The sequence below is a fragment of the Snodgrassella sp. ESL0304 genome (assembly GCF_013344995.1).
GTDB lineage: Bacteria > Pseudomonadota > Gammaproteobacteria > Burkholderiales > Neisseriaceae > Snodgrassella > Snodgrassella alvi.
In genome coordinates this window covers 402494-419910 of the sequence record NZ_JAAEDR010000012.1, presented here as the reverse complement: position 1 = coordinate 419910, position 17417 = coordinate 402494, and the positions used below count along the sequence as shown (strand labels likewise).

At 40.2% G+C, this 17417-nt stretch carries 18 protein-coding genes; 14 read left to right on the top strand and 4 right to left on the bottom strand.

All coding sequences use genetic code 11. The features are described from left to right. Positions 1-11: 11 nt before the first annotated feature. On the bottom strand, positions 12-1142 hold the full coding sequence (locus GYX91_RS05505) for a M14-type cytosolic carboxypeptidase (protein WP_084554133.1): 1131 nt from the start codon (positions 1140-1142) through the stop codon (positions 12-14). 421 nt (positions 1143-1563) lie between these two features. Here GYX91_RS05505 and lepA point away from each other — a divergent pair, with 421 nt between their 5' ends. From lepA to GYX91_RS05465, 8 genes are all read left to right on the top strand, one after another. After that, positions 1564-3354, top strand: coding sequence for a translation elongation factor 4 (gene lepA, locus GYX91_RS05500; RefSeq protein WP_084551952.1), 1791 nt, complete (start codon positions 1564-1566; stop codon positions 3352-3354). A gap of 3 nt (positions 3355-3357) precedes the next feature. Then, positions 3358-4347, top strand: a complete 990-nt coding sequence (lepB, locus tag GYX91_RS05495; RefSeq protein ID WP_174830140.1) for a signal peptidase I — start codon at positions 3358-3360, stop codon at positions 4345-4347. Between the two features lie 77 nt (positions 4348-4424). After that, a complete protein-coding gene (rnc, locus tag GYX91_RS05490; protein ID WP_078475618.1) occupies positions 4425-5150 on the top strand; it encodes a ribonuclease III in 726 nt (241 codons plus the stop codon). A gap of 66 nt (positions 5151-5216) precedes the next feature. Then, entirely contained in the window at positions 5217-5735 is a 519-nt protein-coding gene (locus GYX91_RS05485) for a DUF2867 domain-containing protein (protein WP_084565680.1), read from the top strand. 219 nt (positions 5736-5954) lie between these two features. Beyond that, positions 5955-6878 carry a GTPase Era gene (gene era, locus GYX91_RS05480; RefSeq protein ID WP_084565679.1) on the top strand — a complete coding sequence of 308 codons (924 nt, stop codon included), beginning with the start codon at positions 5955-5957 and terminating at the stop codon, positions 6876-6878. A 192-nt stretch (positions 6879-7070) separates the two neighbouring features. Further along, the gene (locus GYX91_RS05475; RefSeq protein ID WP_174830139.1) at positions 7071-7631 is read left to right on the top strand and encodes a class I SAM-dependent methyltransferase; all 561 of its coding nucleotides are present in this window, start codon (positions 7071-7073) and stop codon (positions 7629-7631) included. 30 nt (positions 7632-7661) lie between these two features. Next, entirely contained in the window at positions 7662-8525 is an 864-nt protein-coding gene (locus tag GYX91_RS05470) for an ATP-binding protein (RefSeq protein WP_174830138.1), read from the top strand. 74 nt (positions 8526-8599) lie between these two features. Beyond that, entirely contained in the window at positions 8600-9430 is an 831-nt protein-coding gene (locus GYX91_RS05465; protein WP_174830137.1) for a murein L,D-transpeptidase family protein, read from the top strand. 204 nt (positions 9431-9634) lie between these two features. Here GYX91_RS05465 and GYX91_RS05460 read toward each other — a convergent pair whose 3' ends face one another. Together GYX91_RS05460 and xseA are read right to left on the bottom strand one after the other, a co-directional pair. Then, positions 9635-10504, bottom strand: coding sequence for a DUF4261 domain-containing protein (locus tag GYX91_RS05460; RefSeq protein WP_174830136.1), 870 nt, complete (start codon positions 10502-10504; stop codon positions 9635-9637). 204 nt (positions 10505-10708) lie between these two features. Next, positions 10709-12061: an exodeoxyribonuclease VII large subunit gene (gene xseA, locus GYX91_RS05455; RefSeq protein WP_174830135.1), complete on the bottom strand. Its 1353-nt coding sequence runs from the start codon at positions 12059-12061 to the stop codon at positions 10709-10711. A gap of 120 nt (positions 12062-12181) precedes the next feature. On the opposite strand from xseA, the gene lpxK reads away from it, so the two are divergent. The 6 genes from lpxK to GYX91_RS05425 all read left to right on the top strand — a co-directional run bounded on the left by lpxK (position 12182) and on the right by GYX91_RS05425 (position 16573). Next, positions 12182-13219: a tetraacyldisaccharide 4'-kinase gene (gene lpxK / locus GYX91_RS05450; protein ID WP_174830134.1), complete on the top strand. Its 1038-nt coding sequence runs from the start codon at positions 12182-12184 to the stop codon at positions 13217-13219. Positions 13220-13492: 273 nt separating this feature from the next. After that, a complete protein-coding gene (locus tag GYX91_RS05445; protein WP_025330730.1) occupies positions 13493-13684 on the top strand; it encodes a Trm112 family protein in 192 nt (63 codons plus the stop codon). After that, entirely contained in the window at positions 13677-14444 is a 768-nt protein-coding gene (kdsB, locus tag GYX91_RS05440) for a 3-deoxy-manno-octulosonate cytidylyltransferase (protein ID WP_037476341.1), read from the top strand. Before GYX91_RS05445 ends, kdsB begins: the two co-directional genes overlap by 8 nt. A 49-nt stretch (positions 14445-14493) precedes the next feature. After that, positions 14494-15141 carry an adenylate kinase gene (adk, locus tag GYX91_RS05435; protein WP_037394928.1) on the top strand — a complete coding sequence of 216 codons (648 nt, stop codon included), beginning with the start codon at positions 14494-14496 and terminating at the stop codon, positions 15139-15141. Positions 15142-15257: 116 nt separating this feature from the next. After that, entirely contained in the window at positions 15258-15788 is a 531-nt protein-coding gene (locus GYX91_RS05430; protein ID WP_174830133.1) for a CNP1-like family protein, read from the top strand. 8 nt (positions 15789-15796) lie between these two features. Continuing rightward, on the top strand, positions 15797-16573 hold the full coding sequence (locus GYX91_RS05425; protein WP_025330726.1) for a TSUP family transporter: 777 nt from the start codon (positions 15797-15799) through the stop codon (positions 16571-16573). 23 nt (positions 16574-16596) lie between these two features. On the opposite strand, the gene tadA is transcribed toward GYX91_RS05425, so the two are convergent. Further along, complete coding sequence (gene tadA, locus GYX91_RS05420) at positions 16597-17328, bottom strand: tRNA adenosine(34) deaminase TadA (RefSeq protein ID WP_174830132.1); 732 nt, start codon at positions 17326-17328, stop codon at positions 16597-16599. Positions 17329-17417 lie beyond the last annotated feature (89 nt).

Sequence of the window (17417 nt, the reverse complement as noted above, 5' to 3'; positions counted from 1 at the left end):
ATATGACTGATTTAACGCAAACTATCCAGTATAGAGTAAATCGGGCTTAAAATTGCCTCCCCCAAACGCAGAGAACGCTGGCCGTTCCAGCCAAAATCGTCATCCGGCCATTGATTATTATCTTTAAATGGCATTTCAAGTGTATAAGCTAAACATTTAAAGGTTTCACCAATGTATGCAGTAGCAATATTCAGATTGGCTTTACCCGGTTCATCTTTTTCATAACCATATTTATCCTGAAAATCCGGGCTTGCTACCAGAAAGGCCTGTTTGAACATTTCCTGTAACGAATGCAGCCTGTCATCGAAGGAAGGAATTCCCTCATTACCTGAAAGAAATACATAAGGAATAGATTCATCGCCATGAATATCCAGGAATAAATCCACCCCTGTTTCATGCATTTTTTCACGTACCAGATAAACTTCCGGACTGTTTTGCATGCTGGGCTGTAACCATTCGCGATTGAGATTTGCTCCGGCAGCATTAGTACGCAGATTACCGAGTACTGATCCATCAGGGTTCATATTCGGAACAATATAAAATGTAGCCTGATCCAGTAAAGCACGTGCTGTCGGATCCTGATGATCTAATAATCGGCCTAACAAACCTTCAATAAACCATTCAGCCATAGTTTCGCCAGGATGCTGACGCGCAATCACCCAGATTTTCAAATCGCTGGCAACCTGATTGCCAATTGTCAGCAGATTAATATCACGCCCCTGAATAGTGCTGCCTAAATCTTCTATCTGACATAAACCGCTGCTCTGGCTGTCACCTAGTAAATTCAGATGTTGTTCATATGAATAAGGTTCGAAGTAGGCATAGTACACACTATTGGATAACGGAGTATGAGAAATAGTTAATATGTCGTTTTCGAAAGTTGTAGGAACACGAAACCAGTTGATGCGATCATAAGAGCACATTGCCTGATAATCTTCCCAACCCTCCGGATAAGCGGATTCAGTTGTATTAATGAAGTTCAGGCGAATATTCTGATAGGCAACACCCTGTACACGGAAATAAAACCATTGCCGAAATTCGGCCGCATTGTCTTTAGGTAATTTGAGCTGGATATTAGCCGGATCACTGGCATCGACAATCTCAATATTACCACCATCAAACTGTGTGCTGATTTTTAGCATACAACTACTTTCATTGAAATAAACAACTGAGTTAAAGATATTGTAGTCTTTCTGGCAGTGACTTTCTATGTTTGTCAGACAAAATTTATGGCAGGATAATATAGTATCGCTTTGCTAATAAATAATTTCTGTACCGCTTAAAATTTATTTTATGAGTTTAAAATTTAATTTGAACATTAAAATATCTGCTTAAAGTGTGAATATTTAAAAATCTGTTAATTTATTAGCACTTTGCCCGGAGTGATAAATTTAATGAAAGCTTTTAAGCTCTAATGTTTGAAAATTAAAAGCTTTTCTGAATTATTATAAATTCTTGGGCGCACTACAGTACATTCCGCTAAAATAAGCAGTTATTTTCTGGTTTTCTGGTATTGATTTATCAGAATGTTGCTGTCTGAATTAATTTGAATTATTGGCTTACATGAACAATATACGCAATTTCTCTATTATCGCCCATATTGACCATGGGAAGTCGACACTGGCTGATCGTTTTATTCAGTATTGTGGCGGTCTTGAAAATCGGGAAATGAGTGCACAGGTACTCGATTCCATGGATATTGAAAAAGAGCGCGGTATTACAATTAAAGCTCAAACTGCAGCTTTACAGTATAAAGCCCGTGACGGGCAGATTTATCAGCTTAATCTGATTGACACCCCGGGACATGTGGACTTTTCCTATGAGGTATCCCGTTCTCTTTCTGCCTGTGAAGGTGCATTACTGGTGGTAGATGCATCACAGGGTGTAGAAGCTCAGACCGTAGCCAATTGCTATACAGCTATTGACCTGGGGGTAGAGGTTTTGCCCGTTCTGAATAAGATTGATTTACCTTCAGCAGAACCTGAACGGGTCATAGAAGAAATAGAAGATATTATCGGAATTGAGGCCATTGATGCTGTACGCTGTTCTGCTAAAAGCGGCATCGGTATTGAGGATGTACTGGAAGAGATTGTAAAAAAAGTACCGGCACCTACTGGTAAAAATGATGCACCGTTAAAAGCGTTAATCATTGATTCATGGTTCGATAATTACGTTGGCGTAGTAATGCTGATACGCATGGTCGACGGAACGGTACGTCTGAAAGATAAAGTTCGTTTCATGGCCACAGGAGCCGAAACACAGGTAGAACAATTAGGTATATTTACGCCTAAATCTGTGCAGAAGCAGGAATTAAAAGCTGGTGATGTAGGCTTTTTAATTACCGGTGTCAAAGAGCTTGGTTCGGCTAAAGTAGGTGATACGATTACCCTGGCGCGGGAGCCGGCCAGCGAACCTTTACCCGGTTTTAAAGAAGTGCAGCCACAGGTGTTTGCCGGTTTATACCCTGTTGAGAGTCACGATTACGATGCATTACGTGAAGCTCTGGAAAAATTACAGCTCAATGATGCTGCACTGAAATTTGAACCGGAAGTTTCACAGGCACTGGGATTCGGTTTTCGCTGTGGTTTTCTTGGTCTGCTGCATCTGGAAATTGTCCAGGAAAGGCTTGAGCGAGAATTTAATATGGATCTGATTACCACTGCACCAACAGTGGTATATGAAATACTGATGAAAAGCGGTGAACGCTTAGAGATTGAAAACCCGTCTAAATTACCTGATATCGGTACACTTGAAGCAATTTATGAACCTATTATCACGGCAACTATATTATTGCCTCAGGAATATGTCGGTGCGGTAATGACATTGTGTAATCAGAAACGCGGTGTTCAGAGAAATATGCAATACATGGGCCGGCAGGTAATGCTGACTTATGAAATGCCAATGAATGAAGTCGTGATGGATTTCTTTGATAAGCTGAAATCAACTTCACGCGGCTATGCTTCGCTTGATTATGAGTTTCTCGAATTCAGGGCTGCAGATCTGGTTAAACTGGATATTCTGGTTAACAGTGAAAAAGTCGATGCGCTCAGTTTGATTGTTCATCGCAGTAATTCAGTTCATCGCGGCAGAGAGCTGGTAGCTAAAATGCGTGAGCTGATTCCGAGACAAATGTTTGATATTGCTGTTCAGGCGGCAATCGGCGGTAAAATTATTGCGCGTGAAAACGTAAAAGCTCTGCGCAAAAATGTGCTGGCCAAATGTTATGGCGGCGATATTACCCGTAAGAAAAAATTATTGGAAAAACAAAAAGCCGGTAAAAAACGTATGAAACAGGTAGGTAATGTAGAAATTCCACAATCTGCCTTTCTGGCGATTTTACAGGTTGGAGATTAATAAATGTCAAACACGATGATTATAGGCGCAGCAATCCTTCTGGTGCTGGGGATAGTTCTATTTTTGAAAAGCTCGAAAAAGCGTGAAGAAAACGGGGAATGGAGCGGAGCATTACAATGGGGGTATTTGCTGATTCTGGTTGGTGCGTTTGGTGTATTGTCGTACAAAATGAGTTTTACCGCAGTTCTGCTGATTTTTGTATTGTTAACAGGAATAGCCTGGATTATCCATCGTAGTCTGAAGAAAAAAAATCCGGGGCATGTAGATAACAATCATTTTACTGATTACATGAGTGGTTTTTTTCCGATTATTCTGGTGGTATTTATTCTGCGCACTTTTTTAGCTGAGCCTTTTCAGATTCCATCTAGCTCTATGCGTCCAGGTCTGATTACCGGTGATTTTATTCTGGTGAATAAATTTACTTACGGTATCCGTTTGCCAATTCTGAATAATGTACTTATTCCGGTAAACAAAGTAGAGCGTGGTGATGTAATTGTATTCAATTACCCCCGAGATACACGTATAAATTATATTAAACGGGTAATCGGTCTGCCGGGTGATGTTATTACATACAAGGATAAAATCCTGTCAATCAACGGTAAAGTAATCACTGATACTGATGAGCAGAAAATTTATAATTATTCCGAACAGGTTCCTCAGTATGGAAATATCAATATGCAGGCTCAGCAGGTAACCGAACAGCTTGGTAATAAATCGATTCAGATACTGAAAATGCCTCAGCAACCCCCAGTTATTCTGCAAGCAGTACATACTGATTTTCCAGATCGGGAATTGTGTAACTATGATACTGATGGCAGCGGGTTTAGTTGTACCGTTCCTGCAGGAAAATACTTCATGATGGGTGACAATCGCGACAATAGTGAAGATAGCCGTTACTGGGGATTTGTAGATGATAAGCTTGTTGTAGGTAAAGCCTTTCTGGTATGGCTGAATATGGGTGATATGAAACGAATCGGTACGAAGATTCAGTAATATCTGATACCGGGCGCAAGATTTTTTCTTGCGCTTTGTTTATATAATTATGGTTATTTATTATCAAAGACGGTTAAATGAGAAAAACTGATGTACGCCATGAAAATGCTTTGAAATATGTACAACAAAAGCTTGGCTATCAATTTAAGCAGTCTGATTTATTGCTGCAGGCTTTAACTCACCGCAGTTACAGTGCATTACACAATGAACGTTTTGAATTTGTTGGTGATTCGATTTTAAATTATTCTGTAGCTAAAATGCTGTTTAATGCATTTCCGCGCCTGACAGAGGGTGAACTTTCACGAATGCGGGCGAATCTGGTTAATCAGGAAACACTGGCTCAGATTGCAACTGAACTAAAAATCGGAGACGCTTTATTGCTGGGTACTGGTGAGTTAAAAAGCGGTGGCTTCCGGCGGCCATCTATACTGGCCGATGCTATGGAAGCATTATTTGCCGCAGTGAGCTTTGACGCAGATTTTAATACTGCTGAGACTGTGGTAAGACATTTATACGCAGACCGCATCCGTAATATTAATCCTCAGAATAGTGGAAAAGATGCAAAAACACGTCTGCAGGAAGCCTTGCAGGCACGACATATGCCATTGCCAAAATATCGGATTGTAGATCAGATTGGCGATGTTCATGATTTACAATTTGTAGTGCAATGTGATTTAGGCGAAACCGGCTTTCAGACTGAAGCAGCCGGACACAGCCGGCGTGAAGCAGAACAACAAACCGCACAAACAGCTCTTGTTTGGTTAGAAAAGCAGTTTCCGGCAGCTAAACCTAGAAAAAAATAAATAAGTTACAATACATTGAAGGTGCCATATTGTTATTACTTATTGTCTTACAATAAAGGGGAAATAATGGGAAAAACAAAATCAATTTCTGAAATACTGAATGAATTACCCGAGTGTGTTAGCCTGATTACGGATAAACCGGACTATCTTGATTGTCAAAAAAAAGAAATCGGTAAAAATATTACAGCTTTTGAAGCATATAAAATGATGACATCACGTCAGCCTGAATGGCTAAGAATATTATTTAAAATCAGAGATAATATAGTTAGACCTGCTGGCATACGTACTATAGAGGGATTTACTTATCTGGATGAAGAGAGGATTCAATCCGGTGAAACAAACGCAGCCCATTTCTTTACTATTACTGAAAATACTGCTGATAAACTTACTTTAGTGATTAAAGATTCTCATTTAGATGTTTGTCTTTGCCTGCGTATTACTGATAATACCCAGCAGCCGGATAAAAAAATGCTTTATCTGATCGCTTCAGTAAAAAATCATAATTTCTGGGGACGGTTATATATGATGCCAGTTAGTAAACTTCATCCGTTTATTGTAAATAAACTATTTGAAAATATTGTTTAATCACTCTGAGGTCTTTCGTTACTTAAGGTATTCACTCGGTGTGAATGACTCTGTTTCTCTGAAATCGGTCGAATAAAACTGTATATATTCAGGTAATTTAGTAGTTTATAATTGGCATCTGCAATGTGTTACTTAGCAGAATTCATTTTACCTGTTTTGAAATAATTCAGCTTATTATCAACCATTTTATGGTTATTTGTATCATTTAAGAAAGAATGTATGTCTGAAGTATCCAGTTACAATTATCCACCTCAGTCAGAAAATTTTCGCTGCGGGTTTGTTGCAATTGTTGGCCGGCCTAATGTGGGAAAATCCACATTAATGAACCACCTTATTGGTCAGAAAATCAGTATTACCAGTAAAAAAGCCCAGACTACTCGCCATAAAGTTAATGGTATTTATACCGATAATGAAGCACAGCTGATATTTGTAGATACCCCCGGTTTTCAGACTTATCACCGCAATGCACTTAATGACCGTCTCAATCAGAATGTTACTGAGGCAGTTGCCGGTGTGGATGTTATTGTATTTGTGATTGAAGCATTGCGCTTTTCGGATGCAGACAGAGAAGTACTGCAACAATTACCTGCACATATTCCGGTAGTGCTGGTAATTAATAAGGTCGATAAGGCTAAGGCAAAAGACCAAAGTGTACTGCAGAATTTTATTGATGAAGTACAGCAGGCATATAAATTCACTCAGGTTGCTCTGGTGAGTGCAAAGCACGGACTGGGCGTGGCTCAGCTTGTACATATTCTCAAGCCCATGCTACCAATAGGTATTCCGCTTTATCCTGAAGATATGGTGACAGACAAATCAGCAAGATTCCTTGCTATGGAAATTGTGCGGGAGAAACTGTTTCGTTATCTTGGTGAAGAATTACCCTACGCTATGAACGTCGAAGTAGAACAGTTTACCGAAGAAGACGGACTATACCGGATTTATATTGCAGTTCTGGTGGATAAGGAAAGTCAGAAGGGCATTTTAATTGGTAAAAGCGGGGAAAAACTGAAAAAAATATCTACTGAAGCCAGACTGGATATGGAAAAATTATTTGAAACAAAAGTTTTTTTAAAGGTTTGGGTAAAAGTAAAATCCGGCTGGGCTGATGACATTCGCTTTTTGCGTGAATTAGGGATGTGAGGTAAGAGTCTGGCACTTCTAAACTTAATATGTATCAATTTTTATTCTGGTATCAGCATTACAGATAAATAAAATTACTATTCATAGTATGCCTGCTCATTTTGTTAATATATAATCTGATATGCTTAATGCTTATTTATCTTAAAGTTAGCCTTGGTGGTTAGCTAAACATCAGACAGCACAAATTAATTTATGCTTCTCAATATTCTGGATTTTGTACATAAAAACATTCAGCAGACTGTACAGGCTGGCGATACAGTCATTGATGCTACAGCTGGTAACGGGCATGATACTTTGTTTCTGGCCTCATGCGTCGGTGCCCATGGTAAAGTAGTCGCTTTTGATATACAGGCTAGTGCATTAGACGTTACCAGTAACAGACTGGTAAAAGCCGGTTATCGTGAGCGGGTACAGTTAATTCAAGCCGGACATGAACATCTGAGTGAGTATATTCAGAGTAAGGTTAGTGCCATCATATTTAACCTTGGATACTTACCTGGCGGAGATAAAAACTGTACAACCCAAGCCAATACAACCCTTAAGGCGATGCAAAGCGGATTAAACCTTCTTACCGATAATGGTGTATTGGCTGCGGTTTTATATCCGGGTCATGAAGAGGGAAGAATTGAAGCGGAAACAATACAAACATGGGCGCAAAGCTTACCGCAACAACAGATAGCAGTGTTGAAATATGCTTTTATTAACCGGATAAATGATGCACCCTTTGCATTAATATTGCAAAAACATTCATAATTCATAGCTATAGAAATTGAAGGGAAATAGATGAAACGTAAGGAATTTATCAATCTGGCTGCAACTGTTTTACAGCGGCTGGATGCCATTTTGCCACCATTGGCTCAGGAACCTGACTGGACGGCAGTTGCTTACCGCTGGCATAAATTAGGTAACAAGGGTATTCTGGAAAGTTTACCAAATCCGCATACTTTTTCTCTGGACTGTCTGGCAGCTGTTGATGAGCAGCGCCGACAACTGGTACGTAATACAGAACAGTTTCTTGCCGGCAGACCGGCAAATAATGTATTAATGACAGGAGCACGTGGTACCGGAAAATCATCATTGGTTAAAGCGTTACTGCATCAGTATGCAGATCAGGGGTTGCGTCTAATTGAGGTTGATAAAAGTGATTTGTTAACGTTACCTGCTTTACTTTCTTTACTAACCGCCAGACCGGAAAAATACATTCTGTTCTGTGATGATTTATCTTTTGAAGACGGTGATGATGCTTACAAAGCATTAAAAACTACCCTTGATGGCGGATTATCCCAGCGATGTGACAATGTACTGGTATATGCTACATCTAACCGCCGGCATTTAATGCCTGAGTATATGGCAGACAATGTGGCTCATACAGGTAATGGCGGAGAAGTTCATCCTCAGGAAGCCGTCGAAGAAAAAGTATCTTTATCGGATCGTTTTGGTTTATGGCTAAGCTTTTACCCATTTGATCAGAATGCATATTTACAGGCTGTACAGAACTGGCTGGAAGAAGCTGGTCTGAATCTGGATGAAACAGCAAGACGTGCAGCATTAAATTGGAGCCAGAGCCGTGGCAGCCGTTCAGGAAGAGTAGCATGGCAGTTTGTATGCGACTGGGCAGGAAGAAATCCTCAGGATAGAATTGTATAGCTAAATCAATTGGTTGTTCTGTATTCAGTTTTCTGATTAACTGCTGGATAACCCGGTCTCAATGGAAACAAATTATGTCTGTATTATTTAGCGAACAATTAATGATATTACTTCCCATATTGATATTTATCGGAAGCATCGGTTTAATTATTTATCCTTTTTTCGCTAATAAAAAAAATCAAGTAAAGACACTATCTCGAAGATTAATGACTATCTGTATGATTGTTATCGGATTTGCGGGGGTAGTTGCAAGTGTATCATTATTTTTTAGAAATTATACTATTGACCAGAAAATTAAAACTATAGATGTAAAAAATACGGCTGTAGTAGTTTCTCCTCCTATTAGTGGTGATAAAATTTATCTGCGAATATTCAAACAAGAGGGAATATTGGAAATATGGTATAAACATAAAAATAACAATTATCAGCTATACAGGACATGGGATATCTGTACATACTCAGGTGGTCTGGGACCTAAAAAAGCCGAAGGGGATGGCAAAAGTCCGGAAGGATTTTACGCAACTGAGAAAAATCTATTAAAACCAAATAGTAATTATCATCTTGCTTTTAACATCGGCTACCCGAATGCCTATGACCGCGCCAATGAATACACAGGGAGTTTTATCATGATTCATGGAAACTGTGTGTCCATCGGTTGCTATGCAATGACTGACAAGGGAATAGAACAAATCTACGCTGTTGTTAATCAGGCTATAAACAGCGGACAGAAGCGAATACCCATTCATATTTTTCCATTCAGAATGACAGCATCAAATATGCAAAAGTTTCAAAACCCAGCTTATATGCCTTTCTGGAGAGAATTGAAGCCTGCTTATGATATTTTTCAGTCAGAGCGCAGAGTAGCTGATATTACTGTACACAATAAGCATTATGTTATTAAATAAACAGAAGCAGTAAGGTAACTGTCTGATATCGTGATATTTAAAATATTAATTAATTGTGTTCGCATATCTGATTGAACAAACAGTTATTTTTTAATTTACCCAAATGTAAAACGACTTCCGATAACAAATTTAATATCAGAAGTCGTTTTTTATTATTTAATAATGGATAATTTTAGCTCAATAATGATTTATAGATTTGTTTAATTATCTACTGATCTCTACAACCAAAACATTACCTATATCTTTCAGAAAGTATTCATTCTCCTGCGGAGATCGCAATGACAACATTTTATTATCGCCAATTTCCATTGTATCCCCAGGATTCATAGTTGCTCCGCTCTGACGCAGATAGGATAAAATATTACCAAACATATCGAAATAGTCAGAACCTTCATCATGGTTATTTGCTAATACAGCAAAATCAGGCAATCCAAATACATCAGCACCGTAAGTGCGCATCCAGACACCTTTAACGTCTTCTAAAATATATTTAACAAACCCGCAGAAAAATAACGGTAAACAATCGCATAAACTCTTTGCACTGTCTTCATCACTAAGTAAGTTACTTAAAACATTTATAGGCAATGAGGAATGAGCGTTTTCATTAATAACTGCTAATGCGTTAAATTCTTCAAAACATACCGCCAGACGGGATAAAGCTAAATATTGTTCTAATACATCTTCATCATGTCCTGTATAGTACAAAATTACATGACTATCATTTTTACGAACTTGATTTTTGACATCCTGACTATAATGTGCTGGCTCTACACACGTTTCTAATGCATCAGCAGGAAAAGGCGCATTGAATCCGATTAGTTTAACTACGTGTTTTCCCCAGCTTATTAAAGCAAAAACGCCTTGTTCAAGCTCTCCGGCAGGGGTTTCGTATTTGACATTTGTTATTGAAGAATCCAGATATTTTAATTTATCTAATAATTTATCTTTATCAAAATTAAGAGAGCCTTTAAATACAACACTTAATCCTATTGATTGTTTAGTATTTGTATTTTCAGCTACCGTAGTATCTGTATCTTTAGATTTTTTACCAAATAAACGAGCAAACAGTGACATTTAAATTCCTATTCTTATTAAGTTAATTGCCTGTCAAAAATTTATTTAACATATATAATAATTTAATTAATTTTGCTTAACATTTCAAAGAATAATTTATTTTTAAATTAAAAATCTGAATTTAAATCAACAAACAATTAATCACCGAATTCTTAGTGATAGCAATTTATGCAATAGAATAGAAATACATTTGAAAAGTATATTTTAATTATCAAATAAATCAGACTGAATTTTCGGTGGAGCAACTTGTACGCTACGTTCACCACAAGCAAAGCGAATATTAAGATACTGGCCGGTTTTTAATTTGTTGGCATCGCGGATTACCTGCCCGCGCTGATTAGTGACCACGCTATAACCTCTGGCGAGAATCTGTAGAGGAGAGACTGCCTGTAACACAGATGTCTGCTGTTGCAGCCGTTGTTGCGCGCGCATAAAAATATTTTGCCAGATTTGATGTAATTGTTGTTTCCGGTATTCAAGTGCCTGTAGTGCATGAATAGTTTGCGGTCGTGTATTTTCCAAACTGCGTTGTTGCTGTATTAGATTTTGCCGATGCTGCCTAATCTGACGCTTCATGCCAATTTGTAACAGACGTGCTAAATCCCTTAGTTGCTGCTGCTGTTGCTGCCAGTTTTGCTGCGGGTGCTTTAACTGACGAGCAAGCCAGTCTAGTTTTTGTGAAGCATCATAATAACGTTGTTCCAGTAATTGGTGTATACGCTTTTGCCATTGAGTAACACTATGTCTTAATTGCTCCATATCAGGGCTAACCAGTTCGGCAGCTGCTGTCGGTGTTGGGGCGCGAACATCTGCGGCAAAATCGGTCAGGGTAAAGTCAGTTTCATGACCAACACCGCTCACAGTGGGAATTGCGCTGTCGGCTACCGTTCGTACGACGATTTCTTCATTATAAGACCACAAATCCTCAATACTGCCGCCTCCTCGGCAAATTATCAGTACATCAGCCAGTGCCTGCTGATTGGCACTGGTAATAGCAGCAGCAATCTGATGTTCACTCCCTGCACCCTGTACGGCTGTCGGATAAACAATCACACGGATACCGCTATGGCGCCGGCGCAGGGTTGTTACAACATCGCGTAAAGCTGCTGCGGCCAGACTGGTCACTACACCGACCACTTTAGGATGAACAGGTAGCGGACGTTTGCGTTCCTTTGAAAATAAACCTTCGGCAGTTAACTGCTGTTTCAGCCGCTCATAAGCTTCATATAATTGTCCCAACCCTTTGTGGCGCACTGCATTAATGGTAATCTGAAACTCACCTCGTGCTTCGTAAATACTGATTTTTCCGGCTACTTCTATATGATCACCTTCCTGTAAGGGCTGGCTCAGCTGCTGTGCCACACCTTTAAACAGTACACATCTGACTTGTGCACGGGCATCTTTTAAAGAAAAATAGAAATGACCGCTGGCTGCACGGGTAAGATTAGAAACTTCACCGCCAACCCATAAATCAATCAGATTGTCTTCAAGCAATTGACGGGCGTAAGCATTGAGTTCAGATACACTTAAAGCAGCCGGAGCAAAGAAATCAGACATAATGGATACCATATTCAGAGCGGTTTTATTCTGTAGATATTATACGGCGTTTTTTTATCATAGTTCAGTTCTGCATATACAGCGTGGTATAGTGCAGCTTTGTAATTAATAGGCAGAGTTATGGGCTGGTTAGCCGGTTTAATACAAAGGCACTGGCAGCATCCGCGTATAGTGCTGGTATTGTTACTGTGGCCGCTTGCACGATTATTTCAAAGTATTGCTTTGTTACGGTGCTGGCTGTACAAATCGGGCATTTTGCCGACTAAAAAACTGCCTTGTCCGGTAGTGGTAATCGGTAACATTCATGTTGGCGGTGTTGGTAAAACACCTTTAGTCGCTGCGCTGGTACAAACCTTACAGCAGCGGCAGATAAGGGTAGGTATCATCAGCCGTGGTTATGGACGTTTAAGTAAAGAAACGGTTATTCTGAATGTCCAATCTACCGCGGCAGAAGCCGGAGATGAACCATTAATGCTGTATCAGCAAACTCAGGCACCGGTTGCAGTTGCTTCTACTCGTGAAGCTGCCGGCAGAGCATTGTTAAATGCATATCCGGATTTGCAGCTTTTATTAAGTGATGATGGTTTACAACATTACGCACTTTGCCGGGATATGGAAGTTATAGTATTTCCGGCCGCAGATATCGGAAAAAAACTGGATATATTGCCTAATGGCCCATTGCGCGAACCAGTTGAGCGCTTACAGGGAGCAGATGCGGTAGTATTCAGTCAGGGTGATGCGAATTCTGTTCAGCAGGCACAGAAACTAAATTTAATAAAAACACAATGGTGTGGTTTCAGTCAATTGAACTATGGCGATTTCTATTGTTTAAATCAGCCGCAACAGACTGCAAAAGCCTATGAATTTTCAGAAAAAAAATGCGCGGCAATCGCAGCCATCGGACAACCGCAACGTTTTTTTCAGGCATTACAGATGCTGGGTATTCATCTGAAAGAAACGATTGCGCTGAATGATCACGCAACTATTCAACCCGAAGACTGGCCTGATGCAGATATAATATTTATTACAGAAAAAGATGCAGTCAAACTGAAAAAACCTTTGCAATATAATATTTGGGTCTTACCACTTTCAGCACAAATCTGCCCGGATTTAGCTGAATTGATTCAGTTAAAATTAGACTTACACCGTTCTAAATAAAATAAATACGTTTCTGCAATGAAAAAGATGCCATGGACTCCGGCTGCTGGTAAAATTTCAATAAATTGTCAGTATATCGTTGGAAGACGATACAAACTGACTACGATTTCAGGTTCTGTATTAAGCAGCCTCTATATTGCCATTTTAATATATGGTAAAGTCATTCAAAGACGATATTTATAAATTATTAACTGGTATTACTGCATTCAGGAAACCTGCTAAATCAACAACCATAAACTTCGCTTGCCAATTTTGCGAAACTAAGGATTAAAAATGAATCAAAAATATCTGGATATACTGGTATGCCCCGAGTGTAAAGGAAAACTGCAATGGCATGCACAGCAGCAGGAACTGTGGTGTAAAGCATCACGGCTGGCTTATCCGGTAAAAGATGGTATTCCCTATATGCTGGTAAATGAAGCTCGTAATTTAACTGATGAAGAATGTACGGCGACACATGAGTAATTTTGTTGTTCTGATTCCGGCACGACTATCCTCCAGTCGTTTACCCAATAAGGCTTTAGCCGATATACATGGTAAACCGATGGTAGTAAGGGTAGCTGAGCGTGCACTTGCCAGCAAAGCCGGAAGAGTAGTTGTGGCAACAGATCATGCTGATATTCAGACTGCATGTCAGGTTCATGGAATTGAAGCTGTTTTAACAGCTCCGGAGCATGAGAGCGGGACAACTCGTCTGGCTGAAGCAGCCGGCATTCTGAATCTCGCTGGAGAAGACTGTGTTGTAAATGTTCAGGGTGATGAACCTTTGATTGAACCTGAGCTGATTAATGCTGTAGCTGAACAATTACAACAAAGTTCAGCACCAATGGCCACAGCAGCACATCTATTAACTGATTACACAGATTTTACAGATGCCAATTGTGTTAAAGTTGTGTTAAACAACAAAAATAATGCCTTGTACTTTAGCCGTGCGGCTATTCCATGGCCGCGTGAATTAATGCGCAGCGGCGCTGAAGTCATGCCGGCAGATATTCCGGTATATCGTCATATTGGCATTTATGGTTATCGGGTACAGTTTTTGCACCAATATGCAGATTTAACTCCATCACCATTAGAACAGGCTGAATCACTTGAGCAGCTGCGCGTACTGTGGCATGGTTACAATATTGCGGTACAAATTACACCGCATGCTCCGGCTGCGGGTGTGGATACAGCTGCCGATCTGGAGCGTGTACGCACGAACTGGACAGAAGTAAAAAAATAAATATTAGTAATAATATTAAATCAAATCACAGATATATTCAGGAGTTGAAATGAAAGTTTTATTATTAGGTGCACCGGGTGCCGGAAAAGGCACACAGGCACAGTTTATTACTGCTGCGTTTAACATACCGCAGATTTCTACCGGAGACATGTTGCGTGCAGCAGTAAAAGCCGGCACACCTTTGGGCATTGAAGCCAAAAAAATTATGGATGCGGGCGGGCTGGTTCGTGACGATATTATTATAGGTCTGGTAAAAGAGCGTATTGCCCAGCCGGATTGTGCTAATGGTTTCTTATTTGATGGTTTCCCGCGTACACTGGCTCAGGCTGAAGCAATGGAAAAAGCGGGGGTGCATCTGGATGCTGTAGTAGAGATTGCCGTACCCGATGATGTCATTATTGAACGTTTGTCCGGTCGCCGTGTCCATCTTGCTTCAGGCAGAACTTATCATCTGGTTTACAATCCGCCAAGAGTCAACAATATTGATGATGAAACTGGTGAACCACTGATTCAGCGTGATGATGATCAGGAAGAAACCATCAAAAAACGTTTACAGGTTTATCACGAGCAAACAGAAGTACTGATTGATTTCTATGGTAAACAAAATGATGCCAATGCACCGGACTATATCCGTGTAGACGGAACCCAACCGGTAGAAGCAGTAAAAACTCAGGTTCTGGCCGCCTTAAAACTTTGATGGCAGAATCCGGCTGTCTGTTCTCATAAGATTACAGACAGCTTTTTGTTGTATGACAAATGATAAACAGTATTTCAGAATAAAGCCGGATTGTATATCCGGTTTCGGAGCATGGTATGAAAGTTACCAAAACCGTATTGACTGTATTACTTCTTGGTGTTTGTGCTTGTGCACTGGCACGCAGGGAAACTTTATATAACGAGCATTATATTGGACCTGATGAAAATCAGCCTTGGGAAGAGCAGGCTGTACCTATGCCTGCGTATCCGGCCAGTAATGAGCAATGGGCAGATATCTATATCAGTCAGACATATCAGGGCCAGCCAAAATTAATGCTGAACAGTATTCAAATCAATACAGACCGTACTATCCATTATATTCTGAACCAGCAATCAGATCAGGGGATTAATAACCTTACTGCTGAAGCTATTCACTGCCCGACACGGCGCATGAAGGTGTTCGGATATGGTGACGATGTGAATAAACGCTGGATACAGCCGCGCAATAGTCAATGGAAAGTAATCGGTACCAGCCTGAATCAACTGGATAAAGTGCGTTCGGTGCTGTATCAGACTTTCTGCGAAGACGGATTACCCCGTAATCAGCAAGAGTTAATTAAACGTATTACCACACGTGCCATGCGTTAGTAGGATATATCGTGGAATGGCTCAGTGACTCTCATATTTGGTGGTTATTAATTATCGGATTCAGTGCCGGTTTAATGGATGCGGCTGTCGGTGGTGGCGGGTTGTTACAGATCCCCGGGCTGTTTGGCGCATTACCACAGAAAACCATCACACCGGTTGTTCTAGGGGTAAATAAATTTGCTTCCGCCTGTGGTACTTTAGTAGCAGCTGTGCAATATACCCGCCGTATACCGGTTCCATGGGCAATGCTGTTACCTGCTGCTGTACTTGCATTTGCTTTTTCATACATGGGTGCTCACGTTGTGGAATATCTGCCCACAGCGTGGATGAAACCGTCCATTCTGGTTATTTTAATCATTATGGCGATTTATACCTTTTTGAAAAAGGATCTGGGTCAGGTTCAGCGCCAAAGCCAGCTGACCAGACGTGAGTATATTATCGGACTGTTAATGGGTGCCTTAATCGGTTTATATGACGGTATATTCGGTCCCGGTACAGGCAGCTTACTGGCTTTTATATTTGTTCGCTTTTTTGCTTTTGACTTTATTACCGCAACAGCATCTTCTAAAGTTATTAATCTCACAACAAATTTTGCCGCACTGATATTTTTTATTCCACATCAGTATGTCGTATGGCATTGGGCAATTCCACTGGCTATTGCCAATCTGAGCGGAGGGATCATCGGTGCTAGATTAGCAATGCGTGGCGGCAGCAAATTATTGCGTAAAGGTTTTATTATTCTTCTGTGTATTATGATTGGTAAATTTGGCTACGATTTACTGTAATTTATGATTGCAGCAACATTGGTTTATACCGGGTTGCGCTTGCGCCGGAAAAAATCCTGTAATAATTGAGTGGATTCATTAGCCAGAACGCCACCAATGATTGCAGTGTGTTTATTTAACTGCTGATTAGTAAATAAATTAATCACACTGCCGGCTGCCCCGGTTTTTGTTTCACAAGCTCCATAAATTACCCTTCTTATTCGTGCCTGTATTAATGCGCTTGCACACATAGCGCACGGTTCCAGAGTAATATAAACATCACAATTTTCCAGACGGTAATTTCCCAATGCTTTACTGGCTGCCGTTAATGCCTGAATTTCTGCATGATGGCTAATATTACAATCAGCGATACAGCAATTGTAGCCATAACCAACCAAGGTGTTTTCACAGACCACAACAGCGCCAACCGGTACCTCATTCAGTATAGAAGCCTGCTGCGCTGCATCCAGAGCCTGATGCATCCATTGCTGCATAATTTTTTCAGACGGAAAGACAGCTACTGGCGGATGCAGTTTAAGCTGCTTGCGCCAGTAATCTTTTTCTTCAGATGTAAACGACTGAACTGAGCGATCTTCTACTAGAGCAATAAATTGCCATAAAAGACTGTCTGTACAGCCTGTACTGATGCTTTTAAATTGTAAAAACGCCGTTAACGCTCCGCGAAGATGTAAATCTTCTAAGCAATGTATGTTAAGTTGTTTAAGAATAGCTATGGTTTTAGGTGCCAGCGGAGGCGTTGTTAACGGCGTGCTCATAAGTAAAGTGCAAATTTATTGTATTGTATCTTACTATAAATACAGGTTTGTGCCATTTGGAATTTTTATGTAATAAATAATAGAATTAT

What these genes read in the sequence shown, in the direction of transcription:
- GYX91_RS05505 (WP_084554133.1), bottom strand. Translation starts at nt 1,142, where the DNA reads ATGCTAAAAATCAGCACACAGTTTGATGGTGGTAATATTGAGATTGTC.
- lepA (WP_084551952.1), top strand. Translation starts at nt 1,564, where the DNA reads ATGAACAATATACGCAATTTCTCTATTATCGCCCATATTGACCATGGG.
- lepB (WP_174830140.1), top strand. Translation starts at nt 3,358, where the DNA reads ATGTCAAACACGATGATTATAGGCGCAGCAATCCTTCTGGTGCTGGGG.
- rnc (WP_078475618.1), top strand. Translation starts at nt 4,425, where the DNA reads ATGAGAAAAACTGATGTACGCCATGAAAATGCTTTGAAATATGTACAA.
- GYX91_RS05485 (WP_084565680.1), top strand. Translation starts at nt 5,217, where the DNA reads ATGGGAAAAACAAAATCAATTTCTGAAATACTGAATGAATTACCCGAG.
- era (WP_084565679.1), top strand. Translation starts at nt 5,955, where the DNA reads ATGTCTGAAGTATCCAGTTACAATTATCCACCTCAGTCAGAAAATTTT.
- GYX91_RS05475 (WP_174830139.1), top strand. Translation starts at nt 7,071, where the DNA reads ATGCTTCTCAATATTCTGGATTTTGTACATAAAAACATTCAGCAGACT.
- GYX91_RS05470 (WP_174830138.1), top strand. Translation starts at nt 7,662, where the DNA reads ATGAAACGTAAGGAATTTATCAATCTGGCTGCAACTGTTTTACAGCGG.
- GYX91_RS05465 (WP_174830137.1), top strand. Translation starts at nt 8,600, where the DNA reads ATGTCTGTATTATTTAGCGAACAATTAATGATATTACTTCCCATATTG.
- GYX91_RS05460 (WP_174830136.1), bottom strand. Translation starts at nt 10,504, where the DNA reads ATGTCACTGTTTGCTCGTTTATTTGGTAAAAAATCTAAAGATACAGAT.
- xseA (WP_174830135.1), bottom strand. Translation starts at nt 12,061, where the DNA reads ATGTCTGATTTCTTTGCTCCGGCTGCTTTAAGTGTATCTGAACTCAAT.
- lpxK (WP_174830134.1), top strand. Translation starts at nt 12,182, where the DNA reads ATGGGCTGGTTAGCCGGTTTAATACAAAGGCACTGGCAGCATCCGCGT.
- GYX91_RS05445 (WP_025330730.1), top strand. Translation starts at nt 13,493, where the DNA reads ATGAATCAAAAATATCTGGATATACTGGTATGCCCCGAGTGTAAAGGA.
- kdsB (WP_037476341.1), top strand. Translation starts at nt 13,677, where the DNA reads ATGAGTAATTTTGTTGTTCTGATTCCGGCACGACTATCCTCCAGTCGT.
- adk (WP_037394928.1), top strand. Translation starts at nt 14,494, where the DNA reads ATGAAAGTTTTATTATTAGGTGCACCGGGTGCCGGAAAAGGCACACAG.
- GYX91_RS05430 (WP_174830133.1), top strand. Translation starts at nt 15,258, where the DNA reads ATGAAAGTTACCAAAACCGTATTGACTGTATTACTTCTTGGTGTTTGT.
- tadA (WP_174830132.1), bottom strand. Translation starts at nt 17,328, where the DNA reads ATGAGCACGCCGTTAACAACGCCTCCGCTGGCACCTAAAACCATAGCT.